This window comes from Actinoplanes sp. NPDC049316 (genome assembly GCF_040677315.1).
GTDB lineage: Bacteria > Actinomycetota > Actinomycetes > Mycobacteriales > Micromonosporaceae > Actinoplanes.
Genome location: NZ_JBFAQM010000007.1, coordinates 212,220 through 236,235, shown reverse-complemented (window position 1 = coordinate 236,235; position 24,016 = coordinate 212,220). Strand labels below are relative to the sequence as shown.

Genomic DNA, 24,016 nt, shown 5'->3' with positions numbered 1-24,016 from the left:
GCATGGCCGGCTACACCGAGGACGATCTGCGCAGCGCTGCCGCGGCGGGCATCCGTGCGCCGTCGCTGCACAACTCGCAACCGTGGCGGTTCCGGCTCCGCGGCGGCGCCGTCGAGATCCTGGCCGACCGGGAGCGGCAGCTGCCCATCGCGGACTCGAGCGGCTGGGCGGTGCGCATCGCGTGCGGCGCGGCGACGCTCAACGCGCGGCTGGCGCTGGCCGCGCTGGGCAGGCCGGCCGAGGTGGAGCTGCGCCCGTACGGCGACCTCGTCGCGCGGCTCACGCCCGGCCCGCCGCGCCCGGCGACCTACACCGAGGCAAGCCTCGCGGCCGCGATCCCGCACCGGTTCAGCAACCGGAAGCCGTTCTGGCCGGACCCGGTGCCGTCGCAGACCCGGGTACGGCTGATCGAGGCGGCCCAGGCCGAGGGTGGCTGGCTGGACCTGCTGGTGGGCATGACCGCGCTGACCGGGTTCGCCGAGATCGCCCGTAGCGCCGACCGGGTGTTGCGCCGCAACCCCGGCTACCAGGCCGAGATGATCGGCTGGACGCACGCGGACGCGGCGCGCGACGGCGTGCCGGTGACCGCGGGCGGCCCGGTCGAGGAACCGCAGGATCTGCTTCCCCAGCGTTCCTTCACCGACCATTCCCGGGCGGCCGGCCGCGACTTCGAGCCGGAGCCGCTCGTGGCCGTCCTCGGCACGCCCGCGGACCGGCCGGTGGATCAGCTGGCGGCCGGGCAGGCGCTGCAGCGGGTGCTGCTGACGGCGACCGACGCCGGGCTGGCGAGCTCGATGATGTCCCAGCCGATCGAGGTTCCCGCCGCGCGGGAACACCTGCGGCGGTCGCTGCGGCGCTCGGGGGTGCCGCAGATCGCGCTGCGCCTCGGCTTCGGCCAGCCGGGCCGCCCGACCCTGCGCCGCCCGCTGGAGGACGTCCTGGACTGAGGCCCTACTCGGCCGCCGACCGCACCTCGCGGTGGTGGTCGCTCAGGGCCTGCGTCATCCCCGCCAGGAACCGGTGCACGGTCCTGAGCTCCGCGTCGTCGAACTCCGCCATGACCGCGTCCGAACGCGCCCCGAGCGGTCCGAAGAACTGCAGTGCCAGCGCCATGCCCGGCTCGCCGTAGCGCAGGTGCACGACCCGGCGGTCGGCGCTCTCCCGGGTCCGCCGCAGGTGCCCGGCACGTTCGAGCCGGTCGATGGCCGCCGTGGTGGCGCCGGAGGAGAGCCCGAGCTGCTCGCCCAGCCGGCCCGGGGTGAGCGGGTCGCCGCGCCCCTCGGCGTGCATCACCGCCATGAGCGCCTGCAGGTCTGTCGTGTGCAGCCCGTGGCGCTGGGCGAAGGCCTGCCCGACGTGCTGCGCCTCGACGCTGTACGACCGCAGCAGGTTGACGATCTCCTCGCGGAGCCGATCCCGCTCCGACTCACGCGCCCGGTACACGTGCTCAGTCTTGCAGATCGCGCCGCCGTCGGTAAGACTCTTGATGGTCGAGATACTTTATGGCGGAGGAATGATGCGTACGCTCACCGGACGGCTCTCGGCCTGGCTCGTGCTCCTGGCCGCCCTGCTCGCGGCCGGGGCGGTGATCGGCACCGCGGGGGCCGTACGCACCTCGAACGACCCGACGGCGACCCTGCCCGACGGCGCCGAGTCCACCCGGGTCGCCGCCGTGCAACGGCAGCTGCCGTCCGGGCAGGACAACCCGGCGCTCGTCGTCTACAGCCGTGGCGGGCAGCCGCTGACGCCGGCGGACACGACGAAGATCACAGCGGACGCGTCGGCGCTGAAGGCCGCGGGGCCGCCGGTGTTCTCGGATCGGCGCGACGCCGCGATCGTGGTGGTGCCGCTGAGTGCCAACCTGCCCGCCGACGAGCTGATCTCGCGGGTGAAGGAGCTGCGCGAACAGGCGCGGGCCGGCCTCCCGGACGGGCTCACCGCACAGGTCACCGGTGGCGCCGGGTTCTCCGCCGACATCGCGGACAGCTTCACCGGCGCCAACACCAACCTGCTGCTCGTGACCGTCGTCGTGGTGGCGTTGCTCCTGCTCATCACGTACCGGAGCCCGCTGCTGTGGCTCGTACCGCTGGCGGTCGTCGGCGTGGCCGACCGCGTCGCGAGCTCGCTCGTCGCGGTGCTGTCGCGGCACACCGACCTGACCATCGGAGACTCCACCGTCGGCATCGTCACGGTGCTGGTGTTCGGCGCCGGGACCGACTACGCGCTGCTGCTCATCTCCCGCTACCGGGAGGAGCTGCACCGGTACGAGGACCGGCGGGAGGCCATGCGCAGGGCGCTGCGCGGCGCCGGACCGGCCGTCGTCGCCAGCGCGGCGACCGTCGTGCTGAGCCTGCTCACACTTCTGCTCGCCAACCTGGGCGACACGGTCGCGCTCGGGGTGACCGCCGCGCTCGGCATCGGCATCGCCGCGCTCTTCGCGCTCGTGGTGCTCCCGCCGGCCCTGGTGGTCTGCGGTCGCGGTCTGTTCTGGCCGTTCGTCCCACGGGTCGGCGACGAGCTCACGTACCGCTTCTGGTCGCGGGTCGGCACCGGTGTGGCGCGCCGGCCGGGCCTGGTCACGGCGCTGTCCATCGTGGTGCTCGCGGTGTGCGCGGCCGGCCTGCCGGGCACGCGGCTGGGGCTTTCGCAGACCGAGCAGTTCCGGGTGCAGGCCGAGTCCGTCGACGGGCTCGAGACGCTGAGCAGGTCGTTCCCGGCCGGCGCGGCGGACCCCGCGGTGGTCATCGCCGCCCCGGCCAAGGCGCAGGAGGTGCTGGCCGCGGTCACCGCGACCCCGGGCGTCGCCCAGGCCCGCATCGCCGAGCAGACCCCGGCGGTGGTCCGGATCGACGCGGTGCTCACGGCGGCGCCGGACACCCCGGAGAGCTATCAGAGCATCCGTACGCTGCGCAGCGCCGTCCACGCCGTACCGGGCGGCGACGCCCTGGTCGGCGGCAGCGTCGCCACCGCGCTGGACAACCGGGACGCCTCCCGCGACGACCTGCGCGTGATCGTGCCCGTCATCCTGCTCGTCGTGCTGCTCGTGCTCGGCGTGCTGCTGCGCGCGGTCGTCGCCGGGCTGCTGCTGATCGCGACGGTCATCGCCAGCTTCGCGGCCGCCCTCGGCGCCGGATCCTTCCTGTTCCGCGAGGTCCTCGGCTATCCCGGCCTGGACAACCAGGTGCCGCTGTTCTCGTTCCTGTTCCTCGTCGCGCTCGGCGTCGACTACAACATCTTCCTGGTCACGCGGGCCCGCGAGGAGGCGGCGCAGCGCGGCACGCGGGACGGCATGATCCACGCCCTGGCGGCCACCGGCGCGGTCATCACCAGCGCCGGAGTGCTGCTCGCGGCGGTGTTCGCCGTGCTGGGCGTGCTGCCGATCATCACGCTCACCCAGATCGGCGTGATCGTCGGGCTCGGGGTGCTGCTGGACACGCTGCTCGTGCGTACCGTTCTCGTGCCCGCCCTGGCCACCCTGCTGGGCGACCGTTTCTGGTGGCCGGCCCGGCTGCGCCCGCGCGGCACCGCCGCGGAGCCGGACCGGGTCCCGGCGGTGACCGGATGAGCGGTGCCGGGACCGGCCCGGCCGGGCACGCGCTCGCCGAGCATGCGGTGGCCGCCACCGGGAACCGCATGGCGGCGGTCGAACGCACGCTGGCCGGCGCGTTCGACGACCTCCCGGGCCCGCTGGCCGGCCCGTGCCGGCGGCTGGCGCTGGCCGGCGGCAAGCGGCTGCGGGCCTCGCTGGTGCTGACCGTCGCCGGCGGCGCGGCGGCCGCGGTCCCGGCGGCGGCCGCGGTCGAGCTGCTGCACCTGGCCACCCTCGTCCACGACGACCTGCTCGACGACGCCCCGGAACGCCGCGGGGTGCCGACGGTGCACGCCGCCGAGGGCCCGGCGACCGCGATCCTCGCCGGTGACGTCCTCATCGGACTGGCCGGCCGGTACGCCGCCCGCGCGGGCAGCGAGGCATCGGAGCTCATGGGCGACGCCCTGGTCGACCTGTGCGCCGGTCAGGCCCTCGAAGCCGCCCACCGCCACGATCCCGGCGTCACGGTCACCACCGCGCTGCGCATCGCCGAGTTGAAGACCGGCACGCTCATCGCCACGGCGTGCGAACTGGGCGCCGTGGCCGGCGGCGGTTCCCGCGACGGGCTGCGCGCGTACGGCCTGGCCTTCGGGCTGGTCCTGCAATTGCTGGACGACCTGCTGGATCTGCTCACCGACGACGAGACGTACGGCAAACCCACGGCCGCCGATTTCGCCGCCGGAACGGTGACCCTGCCCGCCGTGCACGCGCTCGCCGCCGAGCCCCGCCTGCGCGAGCTCCTGCGGCCCGGCCTGACCCCGGACGAGCGCGACGCCGCCACCGATCTGCTGCGCCGCGGCCCGGGCATCGCCGCGACCCTGCGGACGATCGACGGCCTCGTCGAGCAGTCGGCCCGGTTCCGTCCGGAGCTCGCGGACCTGCCCCGCGCGTACGCCGAACGCCAGCTACGGCTGATCTCCCCGCGCCACCGCGGTCTGCTCCCGGGAAGAAATCCGGCTCCACGGTGAACCCTCCGGCATCATCCGTTCGGATGATGCCCGCGGTTCTGGGACGCTCCCATATTTCTTCTTTAATTCGCGCCTAAGAATGCCTCAAGAATCTGGCGTCAAATGGCTTTCCCCGCCCCTGGCTCTTACCGTCTGGAGGCCAGCTCAGAAGGGGGCCGGAAACGGCGTCGGCAGACCTGCGAATGGTTGCTGACGATGAGCGCGAGACTACAGAAGAGGTATCACCCATGCGAAGGTCGTCTTACCGCCGGGCCGCTACCCGCCGGGGTCCCGACCGTCGTGTCATCGCCGTCGTCGCGGCCCTGGTCGTGGGCGGCGCAGTCGTCGGCATCACGCAGATCTCCAACGCCGACGAGACCAAGGTCGCGGCCTGCGCGCCGGCTGCCCCGTCCTCGGCGCCGGCGAACGCGAAGGCGGCCACCGATCCGCGGGTCGGCACGTACACCGACAAGGACGGCGACGTCCAGCACAAGGGCGACGGCCAGCTCGCGAAGGGCCAGCGGCCGGCGCAGCCCGAGCCGGCCGGCGAGTGCAAGGACGGCAACACGATCAAGAAGACCGTCAACGGCCTGGAGATCACCACCGATACGTGCGAGGACAGCAGGCTCACGCCGCACGACGGCTTCCAGAACGGCGACCGCTGCGTCTCCACCGCGTTCGGTGAGGTGGGCGAGGCGGCGAAGAACCCGACGCTGCTCATCACGGACTTCCCGCGCGAGGTGACGGTCGGCCAGCCGTTCACGCTGAAGGTCAGCACCCGCAACCTGGTGCGCGACCGGTTCCTCGCGGCCGGACAGGGCGGGTACTACGTGGAGAGCTCGGTGCTCACCGCCGAGGGCCTCGTCCGCGGCCACTTCCACACGGCCTGCCGGATGCTGGAGAGCACCGACGAGGCGGTCGACCCGTCCCCGGTCCCGGCGTTCTTCGTGGCCACCGAGGACCGCAAGGGCGGCGCCCAGCCCGACACGGTGACGATCCAGGTGCCGGGTCTGCCGCAGGCGGGCACCGCCCAGTGCGCGTCGTGGGCGGGCGACGGCTCGCACCGCGTCCCGATGATGCAGCGCGCCAACCAGACCCCCGCGATCGACGCCGTGCGCGTCACCGTCCGCGGCGGCGACGGCGGCGGCGACAACGGCGGCGGGAACAACGGCGGCGGCGACAACGGCGGCGGGAACCAGGGCGACAACGGCAACAACGGCGGGAACCAGGGCGGCGACAACGGCGGCGACCAGGACCAGCCGACCACTCCCCCGGCCGACAACGGCGGCAACCAGGGCGGCAACGGCGACCAGGCCGGCGGCGGCCAGGGCGACGGCGACCAGGGCGACAACGGCGGCGACCAGGCCGGCGGCGGCGACCAGGGCGACAACGGCGGCGGCGACAACGGCGGCGCGAACCCCGGCGCCACCGCGACGCCGAAGACCGAGACCGGCACCACCCCGCCGAAGGCCCCGACCGTGTCCCTCCCGCCCCGCGCGGGCGCCGGCAACGGCCAGGACGACGACACCCCCGCCACCGCGAAGCCGGTACGCACCACGGCCGCTCCCGACCGCGAGGACGAGAAGGCGGACGCCGGCTCGGACGAGGAGCCGCAGAACGTGACCGGCCGTACGGCCACGCCCAAGCCGGCCAAGTCCACGAAGGCGGCAGCGGCGGCGGACACCGACGACGGCGCCCCCGACGAGCCGGCCGCGGCGCAGGACACCGAGGTCGCCGACGTCCAGGCCACCGGCGGCAACCGCCTCGCGCTGACCGGTGCGAACGTCATGACGATCGGTCTCGGCGGCGCGGTGCTGGTGCTGGCGGGCCTGCTGGTCCTCAGCGCGACCCGGCGCCGGCGGGCCGAGGCGGAGCAGGACTGACACGTACGCGCGCCACACGCCGGCCCGGGTCGTCATCGATCCGGGCCGGCGTCTTGCCGTGACACCCGCGCAACCGGCCGTACGGGCGTCCGATGAGGACATAGGGACAATGGCCGCCCCGCTCACCACCCGGTAGGTTGCGCCGCATGGAGGCATTCGATCAGCTCGCCGAGCTCTACCAGGGCGAGCACAGCCATAACCCGCACCAGGCCGCGCTCATCGCCAGGATCGACTCACTCGTGCCGGGCGGGGCGCCGGTCCTCGACCTCGGGTGCGGCACCGGCGTACCCACCGCCCGGGTCTTCACCGAGTCCGGGCGCCGGGTCGTGGGCGTGGACGTCTCGGAGGGCATGCTGCGGCTGGCCCGCGAGCAGGTGCCGGCGGCCGAGTTCCTCCACGCCGACGTGCGCGAGCTCCCCGACGACCTGGGCCGGTTCGGGGCGGTGACCGCGTTCTTCTCGCTGCTCATGCTCAGCCGCGCCGACATCGAGACGACGCTGGGCCGGATCCCGGGCTGGCTGGAGCCGGGCGGCCGGTTCGGGCTCGGCATGGTCGACCTGGACGCCGACAGTCTGCCGGTCGAGTTCCTCGGCGTACCGGTCACGGTCTCCGGCTATCCGCAGGACGTGCTGGCGGAGAAGCTGGCCGGCGCCGGCTTCGAGGTGGAGAGCATCGAGACCGTCGACTTCCTCCCGGCGGGCGGCCCGCCGGAGAGCCAGATCTTCGCCCTGGCCAAGCTGCCTTCCTGAGATGCCGGCCACGCGACCGGCCGACGGCAAGGTCGGCCGACAGCGAGGCCGGCCGACAGCGAGGCCGGCCGACAGCAAGGCCGGCCGACAGCGAGGCCGACGGGCCGGCCGGCGGCGGCCTTGGCGCGGCCCGACCGACCGACCGGCCGGGCCGGCTTACCGTACGGCGGCGTCGGCGACGGCTTGGCGCGCCAGCATCTCGGTCACCGCGGACGGGGCGCCGGGGCGGCCGAAGAGGTAGCCCTGGCCCTGGTCGCAGCCGATCTGCCGGAGCCGCAGCCACTGCTCGTCGGTCTCGATGCCCTCGGCGACCGTCTGCAGCCGCAGCGCCTGGCCGAGGCCCACCACCGCGTCGACCAGCGCCACGTCGTCGGCGTCGGTGTCGACCTGCTCGACGAACGTACGGTCGATCTTGATGATGTCGACGGGCAGCTGCTTGAGGTAGTTGAGCGAGCTGTAGCCGGTGCCGAAGTCGTCGATGGCGAGGCGGACGCCGAGGCCGCGCAGCGCGCCGAGGGTCTCGATCGCCGTGCTGACGTCCTCCATCAGCATCGACTCGGTGATCTCGAGGGTGAGCGATCCCGCCGGGATGCCGGCGTCGGCGATGGCCGCGGCGACGTCGGCGACCAGGCCGTCGTCCTGGAACTGCCGGGCCGACAGGTTGACGTTCATCCGCAGGTTCGCCGCCTCCGGCGTCTCGCGGCGCCAGGCGGCCAGCTGCCGGCACGCCTGCTGCAGGACCCACCGGCCGAGCGGCACGATCAGGCCGTTCGCCTCGGCGCTCGCGATGAAACGGTACGGCCCGAGCAGCCCTTCCCGCGGGTGCTGCCAGCGGACCAGCGCCTCAACGCCGGTCAGCCGCTGGGTGTTCATGTCGACGACGGGCTGGTAGTGGACGACGAACTGCTCCTCGGCCAGGCCGCGTTCCATGTCGACGCGCTGCTGCGCTTCCTCCAGCACCGACCGGGACATGGACGGGTCGAAGACCGCGTACGCGTTGCGCCCGGCGCGCTTGGCCGCGTACATGGCGAGGTCGGCGTCGCGCAGCAGGTGCTCGGCGGGGCGGGTGCCGCCGGCGATGCCGATGCTCAGCGAGCAGGTGAGCTCGCGGCTGGCCAGCCGGATCGGTTCGCGTACGGCGCGCAGCAGCCGCTCGGCCAGCGCCACCGCGGACGGCTCGTCGATGTCCTCCACCAGCACGGCGAACTCGTCGCCGCCGAGGCGGGCGAGGGTGTCGCCGGGGCGCATCTCGTGGCGCAGCCGGTCGGCGACGGTGGTGAGCAGCTCGTCGCCGAGGCTGTGCCCCAGGTCGTCGTTGACGAGCTTGAAGTCGTCGAGGTCGATGAGCAGCACGGCGACCTCGGTGCCCTGCAGCGCGGCGACGGCCTTCTCCAGCCGGTCGCGGAAGAGCGTACGGTTGGGCAGGCCGGTGAGGCGGTCCGTGAAGGCCTGGTGGCGCAGCTGCTCCTCGAGGGCGCGCCGCGTACCCATGTCGCGCAGGCTGATGACCGCCGAGCGCAGGTCCGGGTCCTCGACCCGGTTGGTGCCGATGACGTCGACGTAGACCCAGGTGCCGTCGGCGGCGAGCATCCTGATCTCGGTGCGCGAGGTGTGCCCCGCCGGGGCGGCGAACAGCGCGTGCAGCCAGTCCCGGGCGCCGGACATCTCGTCGGGGTGGATGATCTGGCCGAGCAGCGGGCCGGTGAGCTCCTCGGGGCGGCGCCCGAGGATGGTCCGCACGGAGCTGCTGGCGTACCGGACCTTGTTGTGCACGTCGATCGCGAACACCGCGTCGGAGGAGGCCTCGAGCAGCAGTGCCGTCCGGCGGTCCGTGGAGCGCCGCCGCTCGTCCAGGGTGCGCCGGCTCTGCGCGTTGACCGCGCACACCGCCACCACGCTCGCCATGATCGCGATGAGGGTGACGATCGACAGCGGGCTGGCGCTGGTCTGCTGGGGCAGCAGCACCGCGTAGCCCGCGAGCGAAGCGACCCCGAGGCCGAGCACGACCGCCGGCCCGTAGAGGGCCCCGGCGAGCACCAGGATCAGCGAGACACACGGCAGATAGGCCATGTTCCCGTCGGCGTCGGCGATGCCGAAGAGGAACACCACGGGCAGCTCGGCGACCCACCAGAGGACCAGCCAGCGCCGGACGCGCGCGCTGCGCACGAGCCGGTTCCAGGGCAGCCGGAACGCGACCAGCTGCACGGCGGCGGCGATCAGCAGCGGCAGGATCCACCAGCGCCGGTCGCCCGGCCAGTCGACTGCCACGCGGAAGGTGCCCAGCATCGTCACACCGGCGGCGATGGCGCTGCCGATACGGAGCTGGCGCGCCCAGTATTCCGCGGTGTGGTCGTCGATCTCGGCGGGTTGCACGCGCTGTCCATCGGCGGGTGCACGCCGGTTGTGAGAGTTTCGGCACGTCGGCGGGCGCACGCCCGGGCGGCCCGGCACCTCGGCCCGCCCGGGCCCTCGTCCTACCCGACTCGCCGGGCGACGAAGTCCGTGGCGTCGCCGCGGAACTTCGCGTAGTCGAGGTGCGCCGCGAGGCTGGTCCCGCCCTGACAGAACCGGTCGTTGCGGTTGCAGAACGACCGCGTCCGGGCCGCGAACGCGTCGAGCCGGCCGGCGCCGCGGCTGAGGATGCCGGAGCGGGCGCCGTCGGTGACGTTGAAGTCCTCCCCGGCCGTGAAGGTGGGGTCACCGAAGAGCAGCACCGCCGCGATCCGGCCGGCGAGGTTCGCCGGGATGGCGGGCTGCCCCGCCGCCCGGCCGCGCACCGAGCGCCCGGCGAGGGCGTCGCCGACCACGTTCGCGCCCTGCGAGTAGCCCATCAGCACGAACCGGGTGTTCCCGCAGGCCGCCGCGGTACGCCGCACGTCGGCCGCCAGCGCGGTGACGCCCTGCTGGACGCTCGCGGTGTAGGTGAAGTTCGCGGGGTAGTCCAGCGCGGTGGTGCGTACGGTCTGCGGCACCTCGCGGGTGATCTGCTGGGCCAGCGGGGTCAGCACCACGCCGAGCCCGGGCCGTTCGGTGGTGCCGCGGGCGCCGATGATCTCGACGTCGGGGCAGGAGTCACCGGGGGCCTGCGCGGCGAACGTCAGGGGCGCCACCACAAGACCGGCGAGGGCGACGGCCCCCGCCGCCACAACCGTGAGAATTGTGCGTAACCGCATTCCGCCATCCCTTCGTCGGCGACAACTTCATGCACTCGGTACGCACAAAGAGCCCGGGACGACGGCCGTTGTTTGTTTTTTCACATCACGTGCACGATTCAGTGCCGCGGTGATCCGTCACTCATCGAAGTCGATGACTACCTTCGGTGATGCCGGCGTGGACTGGCACGTGAGCACGTAACCCGCGGCGACCTCGGCGGCCTCGAGCGCGAAGTTGCGCCGCATCCGCACCTCACCCTCGACCACGCGCGCCCGGCAGGTGCCGCACACCCCGCCCTTGCAGGCGAACGGCAGGTCGGGGCGGGTCAGCTGCGCGCCCTCGAGGATCGTCTCGCCCTCCATCACCGGGATCGTCGTGGCCCGGCCGTCGAGCACGACGGTCACCTCGCTGCCGGGGCCGGCCGCCTGCCGGTCCGGGCGTACGGGCTCCGGCGGCGCCTCGTCCACCCAGAACAGCTCGCGGTGGACCCGGCCGGAGGGCACGCCGAATCCGCCGAGCACCTCGGTGGCGTCGCTGACCATGCCGTACGGCCCGCAGAGCCACCAGTGATCCACGGCGGGCACGTCGATCAGCGCGGGCAGCAGCGCGCGCAGCTTGGCGGCGTCGAGCCGGCCGTTGAACAGCTCGACCTCGCGGGCCTCCCGGGACAGCAGGTGCACCAGCTCCAGCCGGGACGGATGGGCGTCCTTGAGGTCGGCGAGCTCCTCGGCGAACATGACCGTGTCGGCGCGGCGGTTGCCGTACAGGATGCTGACGACCGCCTTCGGGCCCTGCAGCAGCGACGCGGCGATCGACAGCACCGGGGTGATCCCCGAGCCGGCCGCGATGAGCACGTGCCGGCCGCCCGACTCCAGGTCCGGCGTGAACGAGCCGGTGGGCGGCGCGACCTCGATCTCGTCGCCGGGCCGCACGTCGTGCACGAGCCACGACGACACCGCGCCGCCGGGGACCTCGCGGACGCCGATGCGCGGGCGCCCGCCGGCCGGCGAGCAGATCGAGTACGTGCGGCGCTCGTCCGAGCCGTCCGCGGCGCGCCGTACGGTCAGCGCCTGGCCGGGGCGGAACGCGTACCGGCCGGCGAGCTCGCGTGGCACGTCGAAGGTGACCGCGACGGCGTCGGCGCAGAGCCGTTCGACGGCGGCGACCCGCAGCGGGTGAAACTCGCGGACCACCACGTCAGATCTCCTTCACGTGCTCGAACGGCTCCCGGCAGGCCGGGCAGCGGCGCAGCGAGCGGCACGCCGTGGCGCTGAACGCGGCGATCTCCTCCGTCACCGTGTGCCCGCAGTGCGGGCACGCGATGTCGCGCCGCGGCGCGCCGAGGGTGAGCGGCACCGGGCCGGACGGCCGGCGCGGGGCCGGACCGGGCGGCGAGATGCCGGCGGCGGCGAGCTTGGCCCGTCCCGCCTCGGTGATCCAGTCGGTGGTCCAGGCGGGGCTCAGCGCCGTGCGGACCTCGACCCGCCGGTAGCCGGCGCCGGTCAGGGCGCGGACCAGGTCGTCGCGGATGGTCTGCATCGCCGGGCAGCCCGAGTACGTCGGCGTGACGGTCACGACGACCTCGCCGGCGTGCTCCTGCACCCCGCGCAGGATGCCCAGGTCGGCGAGGGTGAGCAGGGGCAGCTCGGGGTCGGTGACCCGCGCGGCGACCGCGGCGGCGGTCACCACACACCGCCCGGCGTCGAGCGCGCGACGGCCTGAAGCTCGGTGAGGATCTCCGTCAGCGCCGCGGTGTGGCCGGCCTCGCGGCCTGGCGCGCTCGCGGGGACCGTCGCCGGGCGCAGCGTGGCGGCCTGCAGAACCTGCCCCCACACCGCATCGACCTCCTCGCGCAGCGTGGACGGGTCCACCGCCACGCCGAGCCCGGCCAGGCGGTGCTCGACGTCGGACACGGCGAACAGCTCGGCGGTCAGCGGCAGCACCGCGTCCACCGCAGCCTGCATACGCTCGTGGGACATCGGCGTGCCGTCGCCCAGGCGCACCACCCACTGGGCCGCGTAGTCCCGGTGATACGTCACCTCCTTGACGCCCTTGGCCGCCACCGCCGCCAGCACCGGATCCGCCGAGGCGGTCAGCCGGTCCAGCAGAGCGAGCCGCCATGCCGAGAAGGCGAGCAACCGCGCGACGAGGTGCGCGAAGTCGGCGTCGGCGCGCTCGGCGAGGCGCACGTTGCGGAACTCGTCCTCGCCGCGCAGGTACGCCATTGCGTCCTCGTCGCGGCCGGCGTCCTCCACCTCGGCGGCGCGGCTCAGCAGCAGCCGCGCCTGGCCGAGCAGGTCGAGGGCGATGTTCGCGATGGCGAGCTCGTCCTCCAGCTCCGGCGCGCGGGTCACCCACTGCTGCAGCCGGTGCGACAGGATCAGCGCGTCGTCGCCGAGCATCAGGCAGTACGCGGCCAGCTCCGCCCGGGGCACCCCGGCCGGGACCGCGGTGTCCACCCCGGCGAGGGGATCGGTGAAGCCGGTGCCGTACGCCCACCGCGTGTCGTCGTCGTGGTCGGTCAGCGCCTCGTAGGCCGCGTCGAAGGACATGGTGGCCGCCTCAGATGTGCGGTACGGAGTCGGGGATCGAGTAGTACGTCGGGTGCCGGTACGCCTTGTCGCCGCTCGGCGCGAAGAACGCCTCCTTCTCGTCCGGGCTGGACGCGGCCACGTCGTCGGAGCGCACCACCCAGATGCTCACGCCCTCGTTGCGCCGCGTGTAGAGATCCCGGGCGTGGTGCAGGGCCATCGTGTGGTCGGCCGCCCGCAGCGAGCCGACGTGCACGTGGTTGAGGCCCCGCTTGGCCCGGACGAAGACCTCGAACAGCGGCCACTCGTGCCGGATCTCGTCACTCATGCTGTGCCTCCTGTCGGCGTGCCCTCCTGGCCCTCACCGTCACGGCCGTTGCCGACTCCCGGCATGAGAGGTTCGGTGCAGTCGCTCACGCCGGGACTCCCGTCTGCTTCGCGGCGTGGGCGGCCGCGGCTTCGCGGACCCAGGCGCCGTCCTCGTCGGCCCGGCGACGGCGTTCGATGCGCTGGGCGTTGCACGGGCCGTCGCCCGAGATCACCCGGGTCAGCTCGGCCCAGTCCGGCGTGCCGAAGTCGTAATGCCCGCGCTCGGCGTTCCAGGCGAGCGACGGGTCGGGCAGGGTCACGCCCAGCGCCTCGGCCTGCGGCACGGTCATGTCGACGAAACGCTGGCGCAGCTCGTCGTTGCTGTGCCGCTTGATCTTCCAGGCCATCGACTGCGCCGAGTTCGGCGAGCGGTCGTCGGGCGGGCCGAACATCATCAGCGACGGCCACCACCACCGGTTCACCGCGTCCTGGACCATGTCGCGCTGCGCGGGGGTGCCGCCCATCATGGTCAGCAGCAACTCGTAGCCCTGCCGCTGGTGGAACGACTCCTCCTTGCAGATACGGATCATGGCTCGCGCGTACGGGCCGAAGGAGCTGCGGCACAGCGGCACCTGGTTGCAGATCGCCGCGCCGTCGACGAGCCAGCCGATGACGCCCACGTCGGCGAAGGACAGCGTCGGGTAGTTGAAGATCGACGAGTACTTCTGCCGCCCCTCGATGAGCCGCCGGGTCAGGTCCCCGCGGTCCGCGCCGAGCGTCTCGGCCGCCGAGTACAGGTAGAGCCCGTGGCCGGCCTCGTCCTGCACCTTGGCGAGCAGGATCGCCTTGCGCCGCAGCGACGGCGCCCGGGTGATCCACTCCCCCTCCGGCTGCATGCCGATGATCTCCGAATGCGCGTGCTGCGCGATCTGCCGGATCATCGTCCTGCGGTAGCCGTCCGGCATCCAGTCACGCGGCTCGACCCGCTGGTCCTTCGCGATGGTCTCGGTGAAGACCTCTTCACCGGTCATGACGCCTCCCAGGTGTAGAAGCCCTGCCCGCTCTTGCGGCCCAGTTCGCCGCGTGCGACCTTCTCGCGCAGCAGCCGCGGCGGCGCGAACCGGTCGCCGAGCTCGCGGTGCAGATGGTCGGCGATGGCCAGGCGGACGTCGAGGCCGACGAGGTCGGTGGAGCGCAGCGGACCCATCGGGTGCCGGTAGCCCAGCTCCATCGCGCGGTCGATCGCCGCCGCGTCCGCCACGCCCTCCTCGAGCATGCGGATGGCCTCCAGCCCGAGCAGCACGCCGAGGCGGCTGGTGGCGAAGCCGGGCGAGTCGCGTACGACGATCGCGGTCTTGCCCAGCGCGCCCGCCCACCCGGCCGCGGCGTCGCGCACGGCGCCGGCGGTCCGCGGGCCGACGACGATCTCGACGAGATCGCTGGCGGGCACCGGGTTGAAGAAGTGCATACCCACGAAGCGCTCGGGCCGCCGCAGGCCCTCGGCCAGCCCCGCGACGGACAGCGAGCTGGTGTTGGTGGCGAGCACCGCGTCGTCGCCGACGACCTTCTCGGCGGCCGCGAGCACGCTGGTCTTCAACGCCGCGTCCTCGGGGACGGCCTCGACCACCAGGCCGGCGTCGCCTGGCAGCTCACCCGACAGCTCGACCCGCTCCAGGACCGCCGCCGCGTCACCGGCCAGCTTGCCGCGCTCCTCCGCGCGCCTGAGCCCCGTCGCGATCCGCTCCCGCGCGGCCGCGGCGTCCGGCTCGACGACCGTCACGACGGCGCCGGCCACGGCGAAGACCTGCGCGATGCCGGCGCCCATCCGGCCGCCGCCGATCACCCCGACCCGCTTCGGTACGCCGGTCATCGCCGCTCACCCGCCAGGAAAGCGTCCATCCGCGACCGCTTGTCCTCGGACTCGAACAGGACGGCCTGCGCCAGGTCGTCGGTGACCGGGTGACCGCCCGGCGCGTCCGCGACCAGCTTGGTCAGCCGCAACGCCAGCGGCCCGGACCGGGCCATCCGGTCGAGCAGCGCGTGCGCCCGCTCGATCAGCTCCCCCGCCGGCACGACCTCGGCGACCAGCCCGAACCGGTACGCGTCGTCCGCGTCGAGCCGGCGCCCGGCCAGCAGCACCTGTTTGGCCACCGAGGCGCCGACCAGCTCCCGCAGCCGCCAGCACGCGCCGGCCGCGGCGAGGATGCCCAGCCCCGGCTCCGGGTTGCCGAACACCGCCGCGGGCGAGGCCAGCCGCACGTCGCAGGCGTACGCGAGCTCCGCGCCGCCGCCGAGCGCGTACCCGTCGACCGCGGCGACCGTGGGCAGCGACAGCCGCGCGATCCGGTCGAACAGGCGGCTGTTGATCCCCTGCAGCGCCTGGTCACGGCCGCGCTCGCGCAGCTCGCCGATGTCCGCGCCGGCGGCGAAGGTGCCCTCGGCGCCCGTGATCAGCAGCAGCCGGGGGTGCTCCTCCAGGCCCGCGCAGACGTCGTGCAGTTCGCGGATCATGGCGGCGTTGATCGCGTTGCGGGCCTCGGGCCGCCGCAGCGTCACGACCACCCGGTCGGCGTGCTCCTCGATGGCGAGGGTGGCTCCCATCAGACGCGCTCCACCAGCATCGACACGCCCTGCCCCACGCCGACGCAGAGGGTGGCCAGGCCGCGGCGGGCGTTCTCGCGCTCCATGCGGCCCAGCAGCGTCACCGTGAGCCGGGCGCCGGAGCAGCCCAGCGGGTGCCCGAGGGCGATCGCGCCGCCGTCGGCGTTGACCCGCTCCTCGTCGAGCTTGAGCCGGCGGACGACCGCGAGCGACTGCGCGGCGAAGGCCTCGTTCAGCTCGACGGCGTCCAGGTCGTCGATGCTCCAGCCGGCGCGGGCCAGGGCCTTCTCCGTGGCGGGAACCGGGCCCAGGCCCATGACGTGCGGCTCGACGCCGGCGCTGGCGCCCACGACGATGCGGGCGCGCGGGGTCAGGCCGTACCGTTCGACGGCCTCGCCGCTGGCGACCACGATGGCCGCGGCGCCGTCCGAGAGCGGTGACGACGACCCGGCGGTGACGATGCCGCCGGCGCGGAAGACGGGCCTGAGCTTCGCGAGCTTCTCCAGGCTGCCGCCGCGCCGCGGGCCCTCGTCCCGCACGACCTCGCCGTCCTTGACCGGCACCGGGACGATCTCCGCGTCGAAGCGGCCCGCGTCGATCGCGTCGATCGCCCGCTCGTGGCTGCGCAGCGCGAAGGCGTCGCTGTCCTCGCGGGTGATGCCGTCGAGCGCGGCGACCTCCTCGGCCGTCTCGCCCATGGAGAGCGTCTGCTTCGCGCTGAACCTCGGGTTGGTGAAACGCCAGCCCAGCGAGCTGTCCACGACCTCGCCGGGCCGCGCCCACGGGGTGCCGGGCTTGGCCATCACCCAGGGCGCCCGGGTCATCGACTCGACACCGCCGGCCACGACGACGTCGGCCTCGCCGGCGCGGATCGCCCGGGACGCCGAGATGATCGCGGTGAGGCCGCTGGCGCACAGGCGGTTGACCGTGTAGCCGGGCACGGTGTCGGGCAGCCCGGACAGCAGCGCGGCCATCCGCGCGACGTTGCGGTTGTCCTCGCCGGCCTGGTTGGCGGCGCCGAGCACGACCTCGTCGATCGACTCCGCGGGCACGCCGGCACGCCGGACGGCCTCGCCCACCACGAGCGCGGCGAGGTCGTCGGGGCGCACCCCGGACAGGGCGCCGCCGTACTTGCCCTGCGGGGTACGCACACCGCCGACCAGGTACGCCTCAGGCATTGCTCTCCTCGCTGACGTGGTGCCGCGACTGCAGGGTGAAGAAGCGTCCGGTGACGTACGCGGCATCGGTCAGCGAGGCCGTGGCGGCCGGGTTGGCGCCGGTGCCGTGCAGGTCGCTGAAGGCCGCGGTCTGGTTGACGAAGACGCCGCCGGTCAGGTTCTGCGAGAGGTGCACCCCGGCGTCCAGGGCGGCCTCCCGCGCGGCGGCGAGCACCTCTTCGGAGGTCGAGTACACCGACGCGGTGAGCGCGCCGTGGTGCCGTACGGTCTCGGTGAACAGCCGCAGGCTCTGCTCGGTCGACCCGGTGGTGATGACGAACGACACCGGCCCGAACCACTCCCGGGTGTACGTCTTCTCGTCCGAGGCGTCGAGACGGGCGATCACCGGCGTGCGGATCGTGGCGCCGGGGAACTGCTCGTCGGCGATCCCGGCGGACGGGTGCACGACGCCCGGGAGCGAGCCGGCCTCGGTGAGCCGGGCCAGGACGCCGTCGTTGACGATCGCGCCCAGCGTGCCGGCGGCGCGTCTCGGGTCACCGAGCAGCTTGCCGACCGCGGCGGCCAGGTCGGCGGCGAACTCCTCGGGCGTCTTCGGGCCGGCGTCGGTGCCGATGCCGCCGGAAGGCACGAGCAGGTTCTGCGGGGTCGTGCACATCTGGCCGCTGTAGAGCGACAGCGAGAACGCCAGGTTGCGCAGCATGCCGCGGTAGTCGTCGGTGGAGTCGACGATGACGGTGTTGAGGCCCGCCTTCTCGGTGTAGACGACGGCCTGGCGTGCGTTGGCCTCCAGCCAGTTGCCGAACTCGCTGGAGCCGGTGAAGTCGACGATGCGCACGTCCGGGTGCGTCGCCAGGGTGGCGGCGATCCCGTCGCCGCGCTCCTCGACCGCGAGCGTCACGAGGTTCGGATCCTGCCCGGCCTCGGCGAGCACCTCGCGGGCGACCTGCACGGTGATGGCCAGCGGGAGGACCGCGCCGGGGTGCGGCTTGACGATCACCGGGTTGCCGGTGACCAGGCTGGCGAACAGGCCCGGGTAGCTGTTCCAGGTCGGGAACGTGTTGCAGCCGATCACCAGCGCGACGCCGCGGCCGACCGGCGTGCTGGTCTTGCTCAGCCGCAGCGGGTCGCCGCCGCGCTGCGGCTTGGTCCAGGTGGTGGCCGCCGGGATGCGCGTCTGCTCGGCCAGCGCGACGGCGACGGCCTCCAGCCCGCGGTCCTGCGCGTGCGCGCCGCCGGCCTGGAACGCCATGACGAACGCCTGCCCGCTGGTGTGCTGCACGGCGTGGGCCATCTCGAAGATCCGCGCGTTGACGCGCCGCAGGATCTCGGCGGCGACGCCGGCGCGGGCGTGCGGGCCCACGGCTCGCCAGGCCGGCGTGGCGGCCCGCGCGGCGGCGATCAGGTCGCCCGGCTCACCCTTCGGATAGCGGATGCCCAGCTCGATGCCGTACGGGGACCGCTCGGTCGCGACGCTCGTGGTGGCGCCCGGCACCTCGATCGGGAACTCCTTGCCGAGCAGCGCCTGGAACGCCTGCTCCCCCGCGGGGGCGGCCTCCTCGCCGTAGACGGACTTGCTCGGCGACTCCGGGTACGCCGACCAGTGATCGCGGGTCGCGGCGGCCTCGATCGCCCGGTCCAGCAGGTCGCGGTGCGTCTCGTAGAACTCGGCGGGGCTTGTCACCGGCGCTCCTTTGCGATGGGGTGTGCCTATTATCTACCGTCCGTTCGGTCGGTTAACAAGTCCCTGGGGTTTCTCATGGCACACACGGCGGCGCACGAGATGTTCGCGCGCGACAGGGCGTCCCAGCGCTTGGGGATGGACCTCGTCTGCGCAGGTGACGGGGCCGCGACGGTCCGCATGACGGTCACCGCCGAGATGGTCAACGGCCACGGCATGACCCACGGCGGCTACGTGTTCCTCCTTGCCGACACCGCCTTCGCCTGCGCCTGCAACAGCCGCGGCCCGGTGACCGTGGCGGCCGGCGCGGACGTGACGTTCCTGCGCCCCACCGCCGAGGGCGACGTGCTGGAGGCCCGCGCCGTCGAACGCTCGACCAGCGGGCGCAGCGGCATCTACGACGTCACGGTCACCCGCGACGGCGACGTGGTCGCCGAGTTCCGCGGCCGCAGCCGCAGGATCAGCCCCGGACGGCCCGCGTGAGCGATCCGGCGGCGCGTGGCCGTCGCGGCCGTCCCGGGCACGACCTCGACGCCGTGCTCACCGCCGCGGTGCAGCTCTTCAACGAGCGCGGGTACGACGCCACGAGCATGGACGACCTCGCCCGGCGGCTGGGCATCACGAAGTCGAGCATCTACCACCACGTCCGGGGCAAGCAGGAGCTGCTGCGGCTGGCCGTCGGGCACGCCCTCGACGGGCTCGACGAGGCCGCGACCCGGGTACGCGACCTGGCCGGCGCCAGCGCGCTGGACCGGCTCGAGACGCTGATCCGGCTCAGCGTGCTGGTGCTGGCCGAGCGGCTGCCGTACGTGACGCTGCTGCTGCGCGTACGCGGCAACACCGAGGTGGAGACCGAGGCGCTGGACCGCCGGCGCCTGTTCGACCAGGAGGTCACCACGCTCGTGAAGCAGGCCCAGGCGGAAGGCTCGATCCGCGCCGACGTGGACCCGGCCACCGCCGCGCGCCTGCTCTTCGGCATGGTGAACTCGCTCATCGAGTGGTACAGCCCGTCCCGCGGAGGCGCGGCCGAGCTGGCCGCCACCGTCACGGCCATCGCCTTCGACGGCCTGCGTACGAGGCCTGCGTAAAGGAGAACGACGATGCAGGACCGCACCCCTCGCCTGTCCGACCTCGAACCCGTCGAGCGCGCCTCGATCGACGAGCTGCGCGCGCTGCAGCTCGAACGGTTGCGGTGGACGCTGCGGCACGCGTACGAGAACGTGGCGCCGTACCGGAAGATGTTCGAGGAACGGCAGGTCCACCCCGACGACCTGCATGACCTCGCCGACCTGGCCGAGTTCCCGTTCACCGACAAGGCGGTGCTGCGCGCCCATTACCCGTACGGCATGTTCGCCGTGCCCCGCGAGCGCATCTCGCGGCTGCACGCGTCGTCGGGGACGACCGGCCGGCCCACGGTCGTCGGCTACACGCACGAGGACGTGCGCACCTGGGCCCGCCTGATGGCCCGCTCCATCCGCGCGGCCGGCGGCCGCCCGGGCGACCGGGTGCACGTCGCCTACGGGTACGGGCTGTTCACCGGCGGGCTGGGAGCCCACTACGGCGCCGAGGAACTGGGCTGCACCGTGATCCCCGTGTCGGGCGGCATGACCGAGCGCCAGGTCATGCTCATCAAGGACTTCGAGCCCGACATCATCATGGTCACGCCCAGCTACATGCTCGCGATCGTCGACGAGATGCGCCGCCAGGGCCTCGACCCGCGCGCCACGTCGCTCGCGGTCGGCATCTTCGGCGCCGAGCCCTGGACGCAGGAGCTGCGCGCCGAGATCGAAAAGGACCTGGACCTGCACGCCGTGGACATCTACGGCCTGTCGGAGGTGATGGGCCCCGGCGTGGCGATGGAATGCGTCGAGACCAAGGACGGCCTGCACGTCTGGGAGGACCACTTCCTCCCCGAGATCATCGACCCGCTGACCGGCGAGGTGCTCCCCGACGGCGAACTCGGCGAACTCGTCTTCACCTCGCTCACCAAGGAGGCGATGCCGGTCGTGCGCTACCGCACCCGCGACCTGACCCGCCTGCTGCCCGGCACCGCCCGGCCCATGCGCCGCATCGAGAAGATCACCGGCCGCACCGACGACATGATCATCCTGCGCGGCGTGAACCTCTTCCCCACCCAGATCGAGGAGCTCATCGTCCGTACGCCCGAGCTCACCCCGCACTTCCAGTGCGTACTGAGCCGCTCGGGACGCCTCGACGAGCTGACGGTCAAGGTGGAACGGCGGCCCGGCGCCGCCCCGGAGTCGGCGCAGGCGGCGGGACGGCAACTGGCCACGCTCGTCAAGAACACGATCGGGGTGAGCGTGGCGGTCGAGGTGATCGAGCCGGACGGCGTGGAACGCTCGATGGGCAAGATGCGGCGCATCCTGGACCACCGCCCGAAGCCCTGACCGGGCGTACCGTGCGGACATGCAGCAGCCCGACCTGAGCGGGCGGCCGCCGCCCGGATCACCGCCTTCGTCGACCGGGTCAGTGCCGCCCACCCGCCGGGCGACCCCGCCGAAGCGCTTCCCGGGCTCCGCGGCATCAGCCGGGACCGCGTCGTGCTCGGCGACGTCCTCGGTGACTACCTGCACCGGGTGATCGCCGGCTCGCAGGCCGGCACGATCACCTCGTCATTTCGCCGCGACCGGCTGCCGGAGGATGGTGCGGAGTCTGGCGGGCGCGACCCTGCGGGCGTCGCTCAGGTAGATCTCGTGGTGGCGGCCGGTCATGCGCAGCCCGTGCCCCGGGATGAACTCGTGGTGCATCCGGTCCAGGACCTCGGCCTCGTCGTCGTACGGGCCGACGTGCAGGGTCTGCACGCAGCGCCCCTCGGAGAGTGACTGCAGGCGGACCTCGTGCAGACGCTGCGGCGGGCTCGCGGAGGCGAGCTGGTCGACCGCGGTGGCCAGCATGGCCGGGTCGATCCACCCGGGCACCATGATCATGAGGGTCCAGTGCCATCGGGACTTGTCGCGCGCGGCGGTGAACGAGTCCATGTCGTCGGCCCACCAGAGGCCCTCCAGGGGCATCACGACGTAGTCGCGCCCCAGGGTCTGCTTGCTCGCGAACTTCAGCCGGTACGCCAAGGGGTAGAGCGCCTCGGTCGCGTCGGCGAACGCCTGGCCGTGGTTGGGGTCGCCGTGCCCGTCGATCATCAGGTATTGCAGGTCGGGCACGTCCACGACGGTGAACGAGCCCCGGCGGGCCCGGTACGCGCCGATCTCCTTCTTGAAGTCGGCCTTCTCCGGCTGACTCGTCATTCGCGCAGCGCCCAGACGACCATACCTACAGGTACCACGATCAGCAGGGCGGCGTAACCGTTGCCGCTGGGGCGAAGGCGTACCAGTTCAGCACCGAGATGACATTCAGGATGGCGCCCCCCGGCGAGCCGGGGGGCGAAAGCGCGGGTGACGGCCGGCGTGCCCGGAAGTTCGTCTCGAACTCGCGGGCTTTCGTGCCGTTGCTCTGCATGCCGCTACGCTAAAACCTCACGTTGACGTCAGAGGCAAGGGTTGCGAGGTAGGCCACGGTGCGGATCGGGGATCTGGCGACCAGGACACGGGTGAGCGTGCGCGCGCTGCGCTACTACGAAGAGCAGGGGTTGCTCGCCTCGACGCGCAGTGAGAGCGGGCAGCGGCTCTACGGGAGCACGGCGGTCGACCGGGTACGGCTGATCCAGCAGCTGTACGGCGCCGGGCTGTCGAGCAAGACGATCGCGGAGCTCCTGCCGTGCGTGGACGCCAAGGTGAGCACGCCGGAGTCGCGGAGACTCCTGATCGAGGAGCGGGACCGCATCACCACGCAGATCGCCGAGCTCATCGTCGCCCGGGACAGGCTCAACGACATCATCGACATGACCTCGAGGCCGAACCCGCAGTGCGATTACGTATGAGGATGCAGCGGATTCTCGCAGCCGTCACGGCCGGAGCGACGGCCCTCGCGGCGGCCGGCTGCGACAGCGAACCGCCGCCCACCCGTCCGGCCCCGCCGTCACCGCCTGCAGCGACCCCGTCGGCGGCCGCCGCGCCGGCCGCGTGGGAGCAGGGCCGGACCGTCGACGCCGCCGGCGACCGGCTGACCCTGACCGTCGGCCCCCTGGTGCGGTCCGGCGCGACGGTCGTGCTCAGTGTCCGTACGCGGGTGGAGGAGATCGCCGGCGGGCGGGGGTCCACCGTGGTGAGCCGCCATTTCTCCGGTGACCAGTCGCTGTCGTTCGCCGGCGGGCGGCTCGTGGACGAGCGGTCGCGGCGGGTCCATCTGGTCGCCGAGTCGTCCGGCGGGGACTGTGTCTGCACCGGCTCGGTGCGGGCCGGAGCCGGGGACACCACGACGCTGCAGGCGGCCTTCGCCGGGGTCCCGGCCACGGTGGACCGGCTGTCCGTGATGTTGCCGTACGCGGGGGTGTTCGCGGACGTGCCGATCATCGGCGGTCCGGTGCCGGCGCCGGCCGAGGGCGAGGACGCGCTGGAGGTGGCGGACGCCTCGTCGCGGGTGGCGGAGCTGAGCGCGTACACCGAGCGGCGGGACGTCGGGCTGCGCGCGCGGCGTACCCCCGACCGGATTGATCTTGATCTGGACACCGATGTGCTGTTCCGGGTCGACAGCGCGCGCCTGACCACCGCGGCGGCGAAGACGGTGGCGGCGGCCGTCGCCGACATCACGGCCGCGGGTGCGGGACCGTTGACGATCACCGGGCACACCGACGACACGGGCAGCGCCACGCACAATCAGCGGCTGTCGCAGGCGCGGGCCGAGGCGGTCGCGGAGGCGCTGCGCGGCCGGTTGCCGGACCGGCGCTGGCCGAAAACGGTCAGCGCGAAGGGCGAGACCCAGCCGGTCGTGCCCAATGACTCGGCCGCCGGGCGGGCCCGCAACCGCCGGGTGACCGTCAGCTTCCGGGCCGGGGACAAGACCGCGGAGAAGCCGGCGGGAAAGCCCGCGCCGCCCCCCACCGAAGGCGTTCGGGTCGCCCTGCCGCTGCATCGCGGCACCGTGCGTTTCACGCCGGGACCGGCGACGGTACGCGGAGAGCTCCTGCAGCTGGACCTCGTGGTGCGCAACGTCGGCGACGACGACGCGACGATCCTCGACTACCTGGGTCAGGGTGTGTTCACGGCCCGCAAGGAGTTCGACCCGTTCGCCCCGTACGGCGCCTCCGGGGTGCGGCTGCTCGCCGGTGACACGGTGGCGTACCCGATGGACTACGAGCTCGAGCGAGGCGACCACCGCTGCCTGTGCGACCGGCTGTTGAACCAGGCGATCCCGCCGGGCGGTTCGCGGCTGCTGGCCCTGTGGTTCCCCGCGCCGGACCCGGGCACGACGGCCGTCACGATCGACGTGCCCGGCAAGTTCCGGATCAAGGATGTCCCGGTGAGCTGAGGAACCAGCCACCGCG

General features: G+C 73.3%; 24 protein-coding genes. 10 read left to right on the top strand and 14 right to left on the bottom strand.

Translation table 11 applies throughout. The features are described 5' to 3' along the window. The first annotated feature begins 2 nt into the window (after positions 1–2). The gene (locus AB0K03_RS13970; protein WP_364684158.1) at positions 3–947 is read left to right on the top strand and encodes an Acg family FMN-binding oxidoreductase; all 945 of its coding nucleotides are present in this window, start codon (positions 3–5) and stop codon (positions 945–947) included. Positions 948–951: 4 nt separating this feature from the next. Here the strand turns inward: AB0K03_RS13970 and AB0K03_RS13965 are convergent, their stop codons facing one another. Then, positions 952–1,443: a MarR family transcriptional regulator gene (locus AB0K03_RS13965; protein WP_364684156.1), complete on the bottom strand. Its 492-nt coding sequence runs from the start codon at positions 1,441–1,443 to the stop codon at positions 952–954. A gap of 73 nt (positions 1,444–1,516) precedes the next feature. On the opposite strand from AB0K03_RS13965, the gene AB0K03_RS13960 reads away from it, so the two are divergent. From AB0K03_RS13960 to AB0K03_RS13945, 4 genes are all read left to right on the top strand, one after another. Then, positions 1,517–3,565: an efflux RND transporter permease subunit gene (locus AB0K03_RS13960; protein WP_364684154.1), complete on the top strand. Its 2,049-nt coding sequence runs from the start codon at positions 1,517–1,519 to the stop codon at positions 3,563–3,565. After that, positions 3,562–4,557, top strand: coding sequence for a polyprenyl synthetase family protein (locus AB0K03_RS13955; protein ID WP_364684152.1), 996 nt, complete (start codon positions 3,562–3,564; stop codon positions 4,555–4,557). The genes AB0K03_RS13960 and AB0K03_RS13955 overlap by 4 nt, the downstream gene beginning before the upstream one ends. Before the next feature lie 227 nt (positions 4,558–4,784). Next, positions 4,785–6,419 carry a hypothetical protein gene (locus tag AB0K03_RS13950; RefSeq protein ID WP_364684150.1) on the top strand — a complete coding sequence of 545 codons (1,635 nt, stop codon included), beginning with the start codon at positions 4,785–4,787 and terminating at the stop codon, positions 6,417–6,419. Between the two features lie 146 nt (positions 6,420–6,565). Then, the gene (locus tag AB0K03_RS13945) at positions 6,566–7,168 is read left to right on the top strand and encodes a methyltransferase domain-containing protein (protein WP_364684148.1); all 603 of its coding nucleotides are present in this window, start codon (positions 6,566–6,568) and stop codon (positions 7,166–7,168) included. A 156-nt stretch (positions 7,169–7,324) separates the two neighbouring features. On the opposite strand, the gene AB0K03_RS13940 is transcribed toward AB0K03_RS13945, so the two are convergent. The 11 genes from AB0K03_RS13940 to paaN form a co-directional block, all read right to left on the bottom strand. Then, positions 7,325–9,541: an EAL domain-containing protein gene (locus tag AB0K03_RS13940; RefSeq protein WP_364684146.1), complete on the bottom strand. Its 2,217-nt coding sequence runs from the start codon at positions 9,539–9,541 to the stop codon at positions 7,325–7,327. Between the two features lie 101 nt (positions 9,542–9,642). Beyond that, entirely contained in the window at positions 9,643–10,341 is a 699-nt protein-coding gene (locus tag AB0K03_RS13935) for a cutinase family protein (RefSeq protein ID WP_364684144.1), read from the bottom strand. Positions 10,342–10,458: 117 nt separating this feature from the next. Next, positions 10,459–11,517, bottom strand: coding sequence for a 1,2-phenylacetyl-CoA epoxidase subunit PaaE (gene paaE / locus AB0K03_RS13930; protein WP_364684142.1), 1,059 nt, complete (start codon positions 11,515–11,517; stop codon positions 10,459–10,461). Position 11,518: 1 nt separating this feature from the next. Continuing rightward, positions 11,519–12,010 carry a 1,2-phenylacetyl-CoA epoxidase subunit PaaD gene (gene paaD, locus AB0K03_RS13925; protein ID WP_364684140.1) on the bottom strand — a complete coding sequence of 164 codons (492 nt, stop codon included), beginning with the start codon at positions 12,008–12,010 and terminating at the stop codon, positions 11,519–11,521. After that, a complete protein-coding gene (gene paaC, locus AB0K03_RS13920) occupies positions 12,004–12,873 on the bottom strand; it encodes a 1,2-phenylacetyl-CoA epoxidase subunit PaaC (RefSeq protein ID WP_364684138.1) in 870 nt (289 codons plus the stop codon). The genes paaD and paaC overlap by 7 nt, the downstream gene beginning before the upstream one ends. Positions 12,874–12,883: 10 nt before the next feature. Beyond that, positions 12,884–13,180: a 1,2-phenylacetyl-CoA epoxidase subunit PaaB gene (paaB, locus tag AB0K03_RS13915; protein ID WP_364684136.1), complete on the bottom strand. Its 297-nt coding sequence runs from the start codon at positions 13,178–13,180 to the stop codon at positions 12,884–12,886. 85 nt (positions 13,181–13,265) lie between these two features. Further along, complete coding sequence (paaA, locus tag AB0K03_RS13910; RefSeq protein ID WP_364684134.1) at positions 13,266–14,192, bottom strand: 1,2-phenylacetyl-CoA epoxidase subunit PaaA; 927 nt, start codon at positions 14,190–14,192, stop codon at positions 13,266–13,268. After that, entirely contained in the window at positions 14,189–15,031 is an 843-nt protein-coding gene (locus tag AB0K03_RS13905; RefSeq protein WP_364684132.1) for a 3-hydroxyacyl-CoA dehydrogenase family protein, read from the bottom strand. The genes paaA and AB0K03_RS13905 overlap by 4 nt, the downstream gene beginning before the upstream one ends. After that, on the bottom strand, positions 15,028–15,762 hold the full coding sequence (locus AB0K03_RS13900; protein WP_364684130.1) for an enoyl-CoA hydratase/isomerase family protein: 735 nt from the start codon (positions 15,760–15,762) through the stop codon (positions 15,028–15,030). The genes AB0K03_RS13905 and AB0K03_RS13900 overlap by 4 nt, the downstream gene beginning before the upstream one ends. After that, positions 15,762–16,940 carry a thiolase family protein gene (locus AB0K03_RS13895; RefSeq protein ID WP_364684128.1) on the bottom strand — a complete coding sequence of 393 codons (1,179 nt, stop codon included), beginning with the start codon at positions 16,938–16,940 and terminating at the stop codon, positions 15,762–15,764. The genes AB0K03_RS13900 and AB0K03_RS13895 overlap by 1 nt, the downstream gene beginning before the upstream one ends. Then, a complete protein-coding gene (gene paaN, locus AB0K03_RS13890) occupies positions 16,933–18,621 on the bottom strand; it encodes a phenylacetic acid degradation protein PaaN (protein ID WP_364684126.1) in 1,689 nt (562 codons plus the stop codon). The genes AB0K03_RS13895 and paaN overlap by 8 nt, the downstream gene beginning before the upstream one ends. Before the next feature lie 75 nt (positions 18,622–18,696). Between paaN and paaI the strand changes: the two genes are divergently transcribed. The 3 genes from paaI to paaK are packed head-to-tail and all read left to right on the top strand — an operon-like array spanning position 18,697 to position 21,026. Beyond that, complete coding sequence (gene paaI, locus AB0K03_RS13885; RefSeq protein WP_364684124.1) at positions 18,697–19,101, top strand: hydroxyphenylacetyl-CoA thioesterase PaaI; 405 nt, start codon at positions 18,697–18,699, stop codon at positions 19,099–19,101. Further along, positions 19,098–19,706: a TetR/AcrR family transcriptional regulator gene (locus AB0K03_RS13880; protein WP_364684122.1), complete on the top strand. Its 609-nt coding sequence runs from the start codon at positions 19,098–19,100 to the stop codon at positions 19,704–19,706. Before paaI ends, AB0K03_RS13880 begins: the two co-directional genes overlap by 4 nt. 12 nt (positions 19,707–19,718) lie before the next feature. Continuing rightward, entirely contained in the window at positions 19,719–21,026 is a 1,308-nt protein-coding gene (paaK, locus tag AB0K03_RS13875; RefSeq protein WP_364684120.1) for a phenylacetate--CoA ligase PaaK, read from the top strand. 225 nt (positions 21,027–21,251) lie between these two features. Here the strand turns inward: paaK and AB0K03_RS13870 are convergent, their stop codons facing one another. Further along, positions 21,252–21,881 carry a GyrI-like domain-containing protein gene (locus tag AB0K03_RS13870; RefSeq protein WP_364684118.1) on the bottom strand — a complete coding sequence of 210 codons (630 nt, stop codon included), beginning with the start codon at positions 21,879–21,881 and terminating at the stop codon, positions 21,252–21,254. Between the two features lie 40 nt (positions 21,882–21,921). Further along, the gene (locus AB0K03_RS13865; RefSeq protein WP_364684116.1) at positions 21,922–22,092 is read right to left on the bottom strand and encodes a hypothetical protein; all 171 of its coding nucleotides are present in this window, start codon (positions 22,090–22,092) and stop codon (positions 21,922–21,924) included. 58 nt (positions 22,093–22,150) lie between these two features. On the opposite strand from AB0K03_RS13865, the gene AB0K03_RS13860 reads away from it, so the two are divergent. Both AB0K03_RS13860 and AB0K03_RS13855 read left to right on the top strand, forming a co-directional pair. Further along, positions 22,151–22,513 (top strand): MerR family transcriptional regulator, encoded by a 363-nt coding sequence (locus tag AB0K03_RS13860; RefSeq protein ID WP_364684114.1) that lies wholly within the window; start codon positions 22,151–22,153, stop codon positions 22,511–22,513. A gap of 2 nt (positions 22,514–22,515) precedes the next feature. After that, a complete protein-coding gene (locus tag AB0K03_RS13855) occupies positions 22,516–24,000 on the top strand; it encodes an OmpA family protein (protein WP_364684112.1) in 1,485 nt (494 codons plus the stop codon). Positions 24,001–24,016 lie beyond the last annotated feature (16 nt).

Excerpts from the sequence above, each read along its gene's own strand:
- AB0K03_RS13970 (WP_364684158.1), top strand. The coding sequence starts at position 3 with ATGGCCGGCTACACCGAGGACGATCTGCGCAGCGCTGCCGCGGCGGGC.
- AB0K03_RS13960 (WP_364684154.1), top strand. The coding sequence starts at position 1,517 with ATGCGTACGCTCACCGGACGGCTCTCGGCCTGGCTCGTGCTCCTGGCC.
- AB0K03_RS13955 (WP_364684152.1), top strand. The coding sequence starts at position 3,562 with ATGAGCGGTGCCGGGACCGGCCCGGCCGGGCACGCGCTCGCCGAGCAT.
- AB0K03_RS13950 (WP_364684150.1), top strand. The coding sequence starts at position 4,785 with ATGCGAAGGTCGTCTTACCGCCGGGCCGCTACCCGCCGGGGTCCCGAC.
- AB0K03_RS13945 (WP_364684148.1), top strand. The coding sequence starts at position 6,566 with ATGGAGGCATTCGATCAGCTCGCCGAGCTCTACCAGGGCGAGCACAGC.
- AB0K03_RS13935 (WP_364684144.1), bottom strand. The coding sequence starts at position 10,341 with ATGCGGTTACGCACAATTCTCACGGTTGTGGCGGCGGGGGCCGTCGCC.
- paaC (WP_364684138.1), bottom strand. The coding sequence starts at position 12,873 with ATGTCCTTCGACGCGGCCTACGAGGCGCTGACCGACCACGACGACGAC.
- paaB (WP_364684136.1), bottom strand. The coding sequence starts at position 13,180 with ATGAGTGACGAGATCCGGCACGAGTGGCCGCTGTTCGAGGTCTTCGTC.
- paaA (WP_364684134.1), bottom strand. The coding sequence starts at position 14,192 with ATGACCGGTGAAGAGGTCTTCACCGAGACCATCGCGAAGGACCAGCGG.
- AB0K03_RS13905 (WP_364684132.1), bottom strand. The coding sequence starts at position 15,031 with ATGACCGGCGTACCGAAGCGGGTCGGGGTGATCGGCGGCGGCCGGATG.
- AB0K03_RS13900 (WP_364684130.1), bottom strand. The coding sequence starts at position 15,762 with ATGGGAGCCACCCTCGCCATCGAGGAGCACGCCGACCGGGTGGTCGTG.
- AB0K03_RS13895 (WP_364684128.1), bottom strand. The coding sequence starts at position 16,940 with ATGCCTGAGGCGTACCTGGTCGGCGGTGTGCGTACCCCGCAGGGCAAG.
- paaI (WP_364684124.1), top strand. The coding sequence starts at position 18,697 with ATGGCACACACGGCGGCGCACGAGATGTTCGCGCGCGACAGGGCGTCC.
- paaK (WP_364684120.1), top strand. The coding sequence starts at position 19,719 with ATGCAGGACCGCACCCCTCGCCTGTCCGACCTCGAACCCGTCGAGCGC.
- AB0K03_RS13870 (WP_364684118.1), bottom strand. The coding sequence starts at position 21,881 with ATGACGAGTCAGCCGGAGAAGGCCGACTTCAAGAAGGAGATCGGCGCG.
- AB0K03_RS13865 (WP_364684116.1), bottom strand. The coding sequence starts at position 22,092 with ATGCAGAGCAACGGCACGAAAGCCCGCGAGTTCGAGACGAACTTCCGG.
- AB0K03_RS13855 (WP_364684112.1), top strand. The coding sequence starts at position 22,516 with ATGCAGCGGATTCTCGCAGCCGTCACGGCCGGAGCGACGGCCCTCGCG.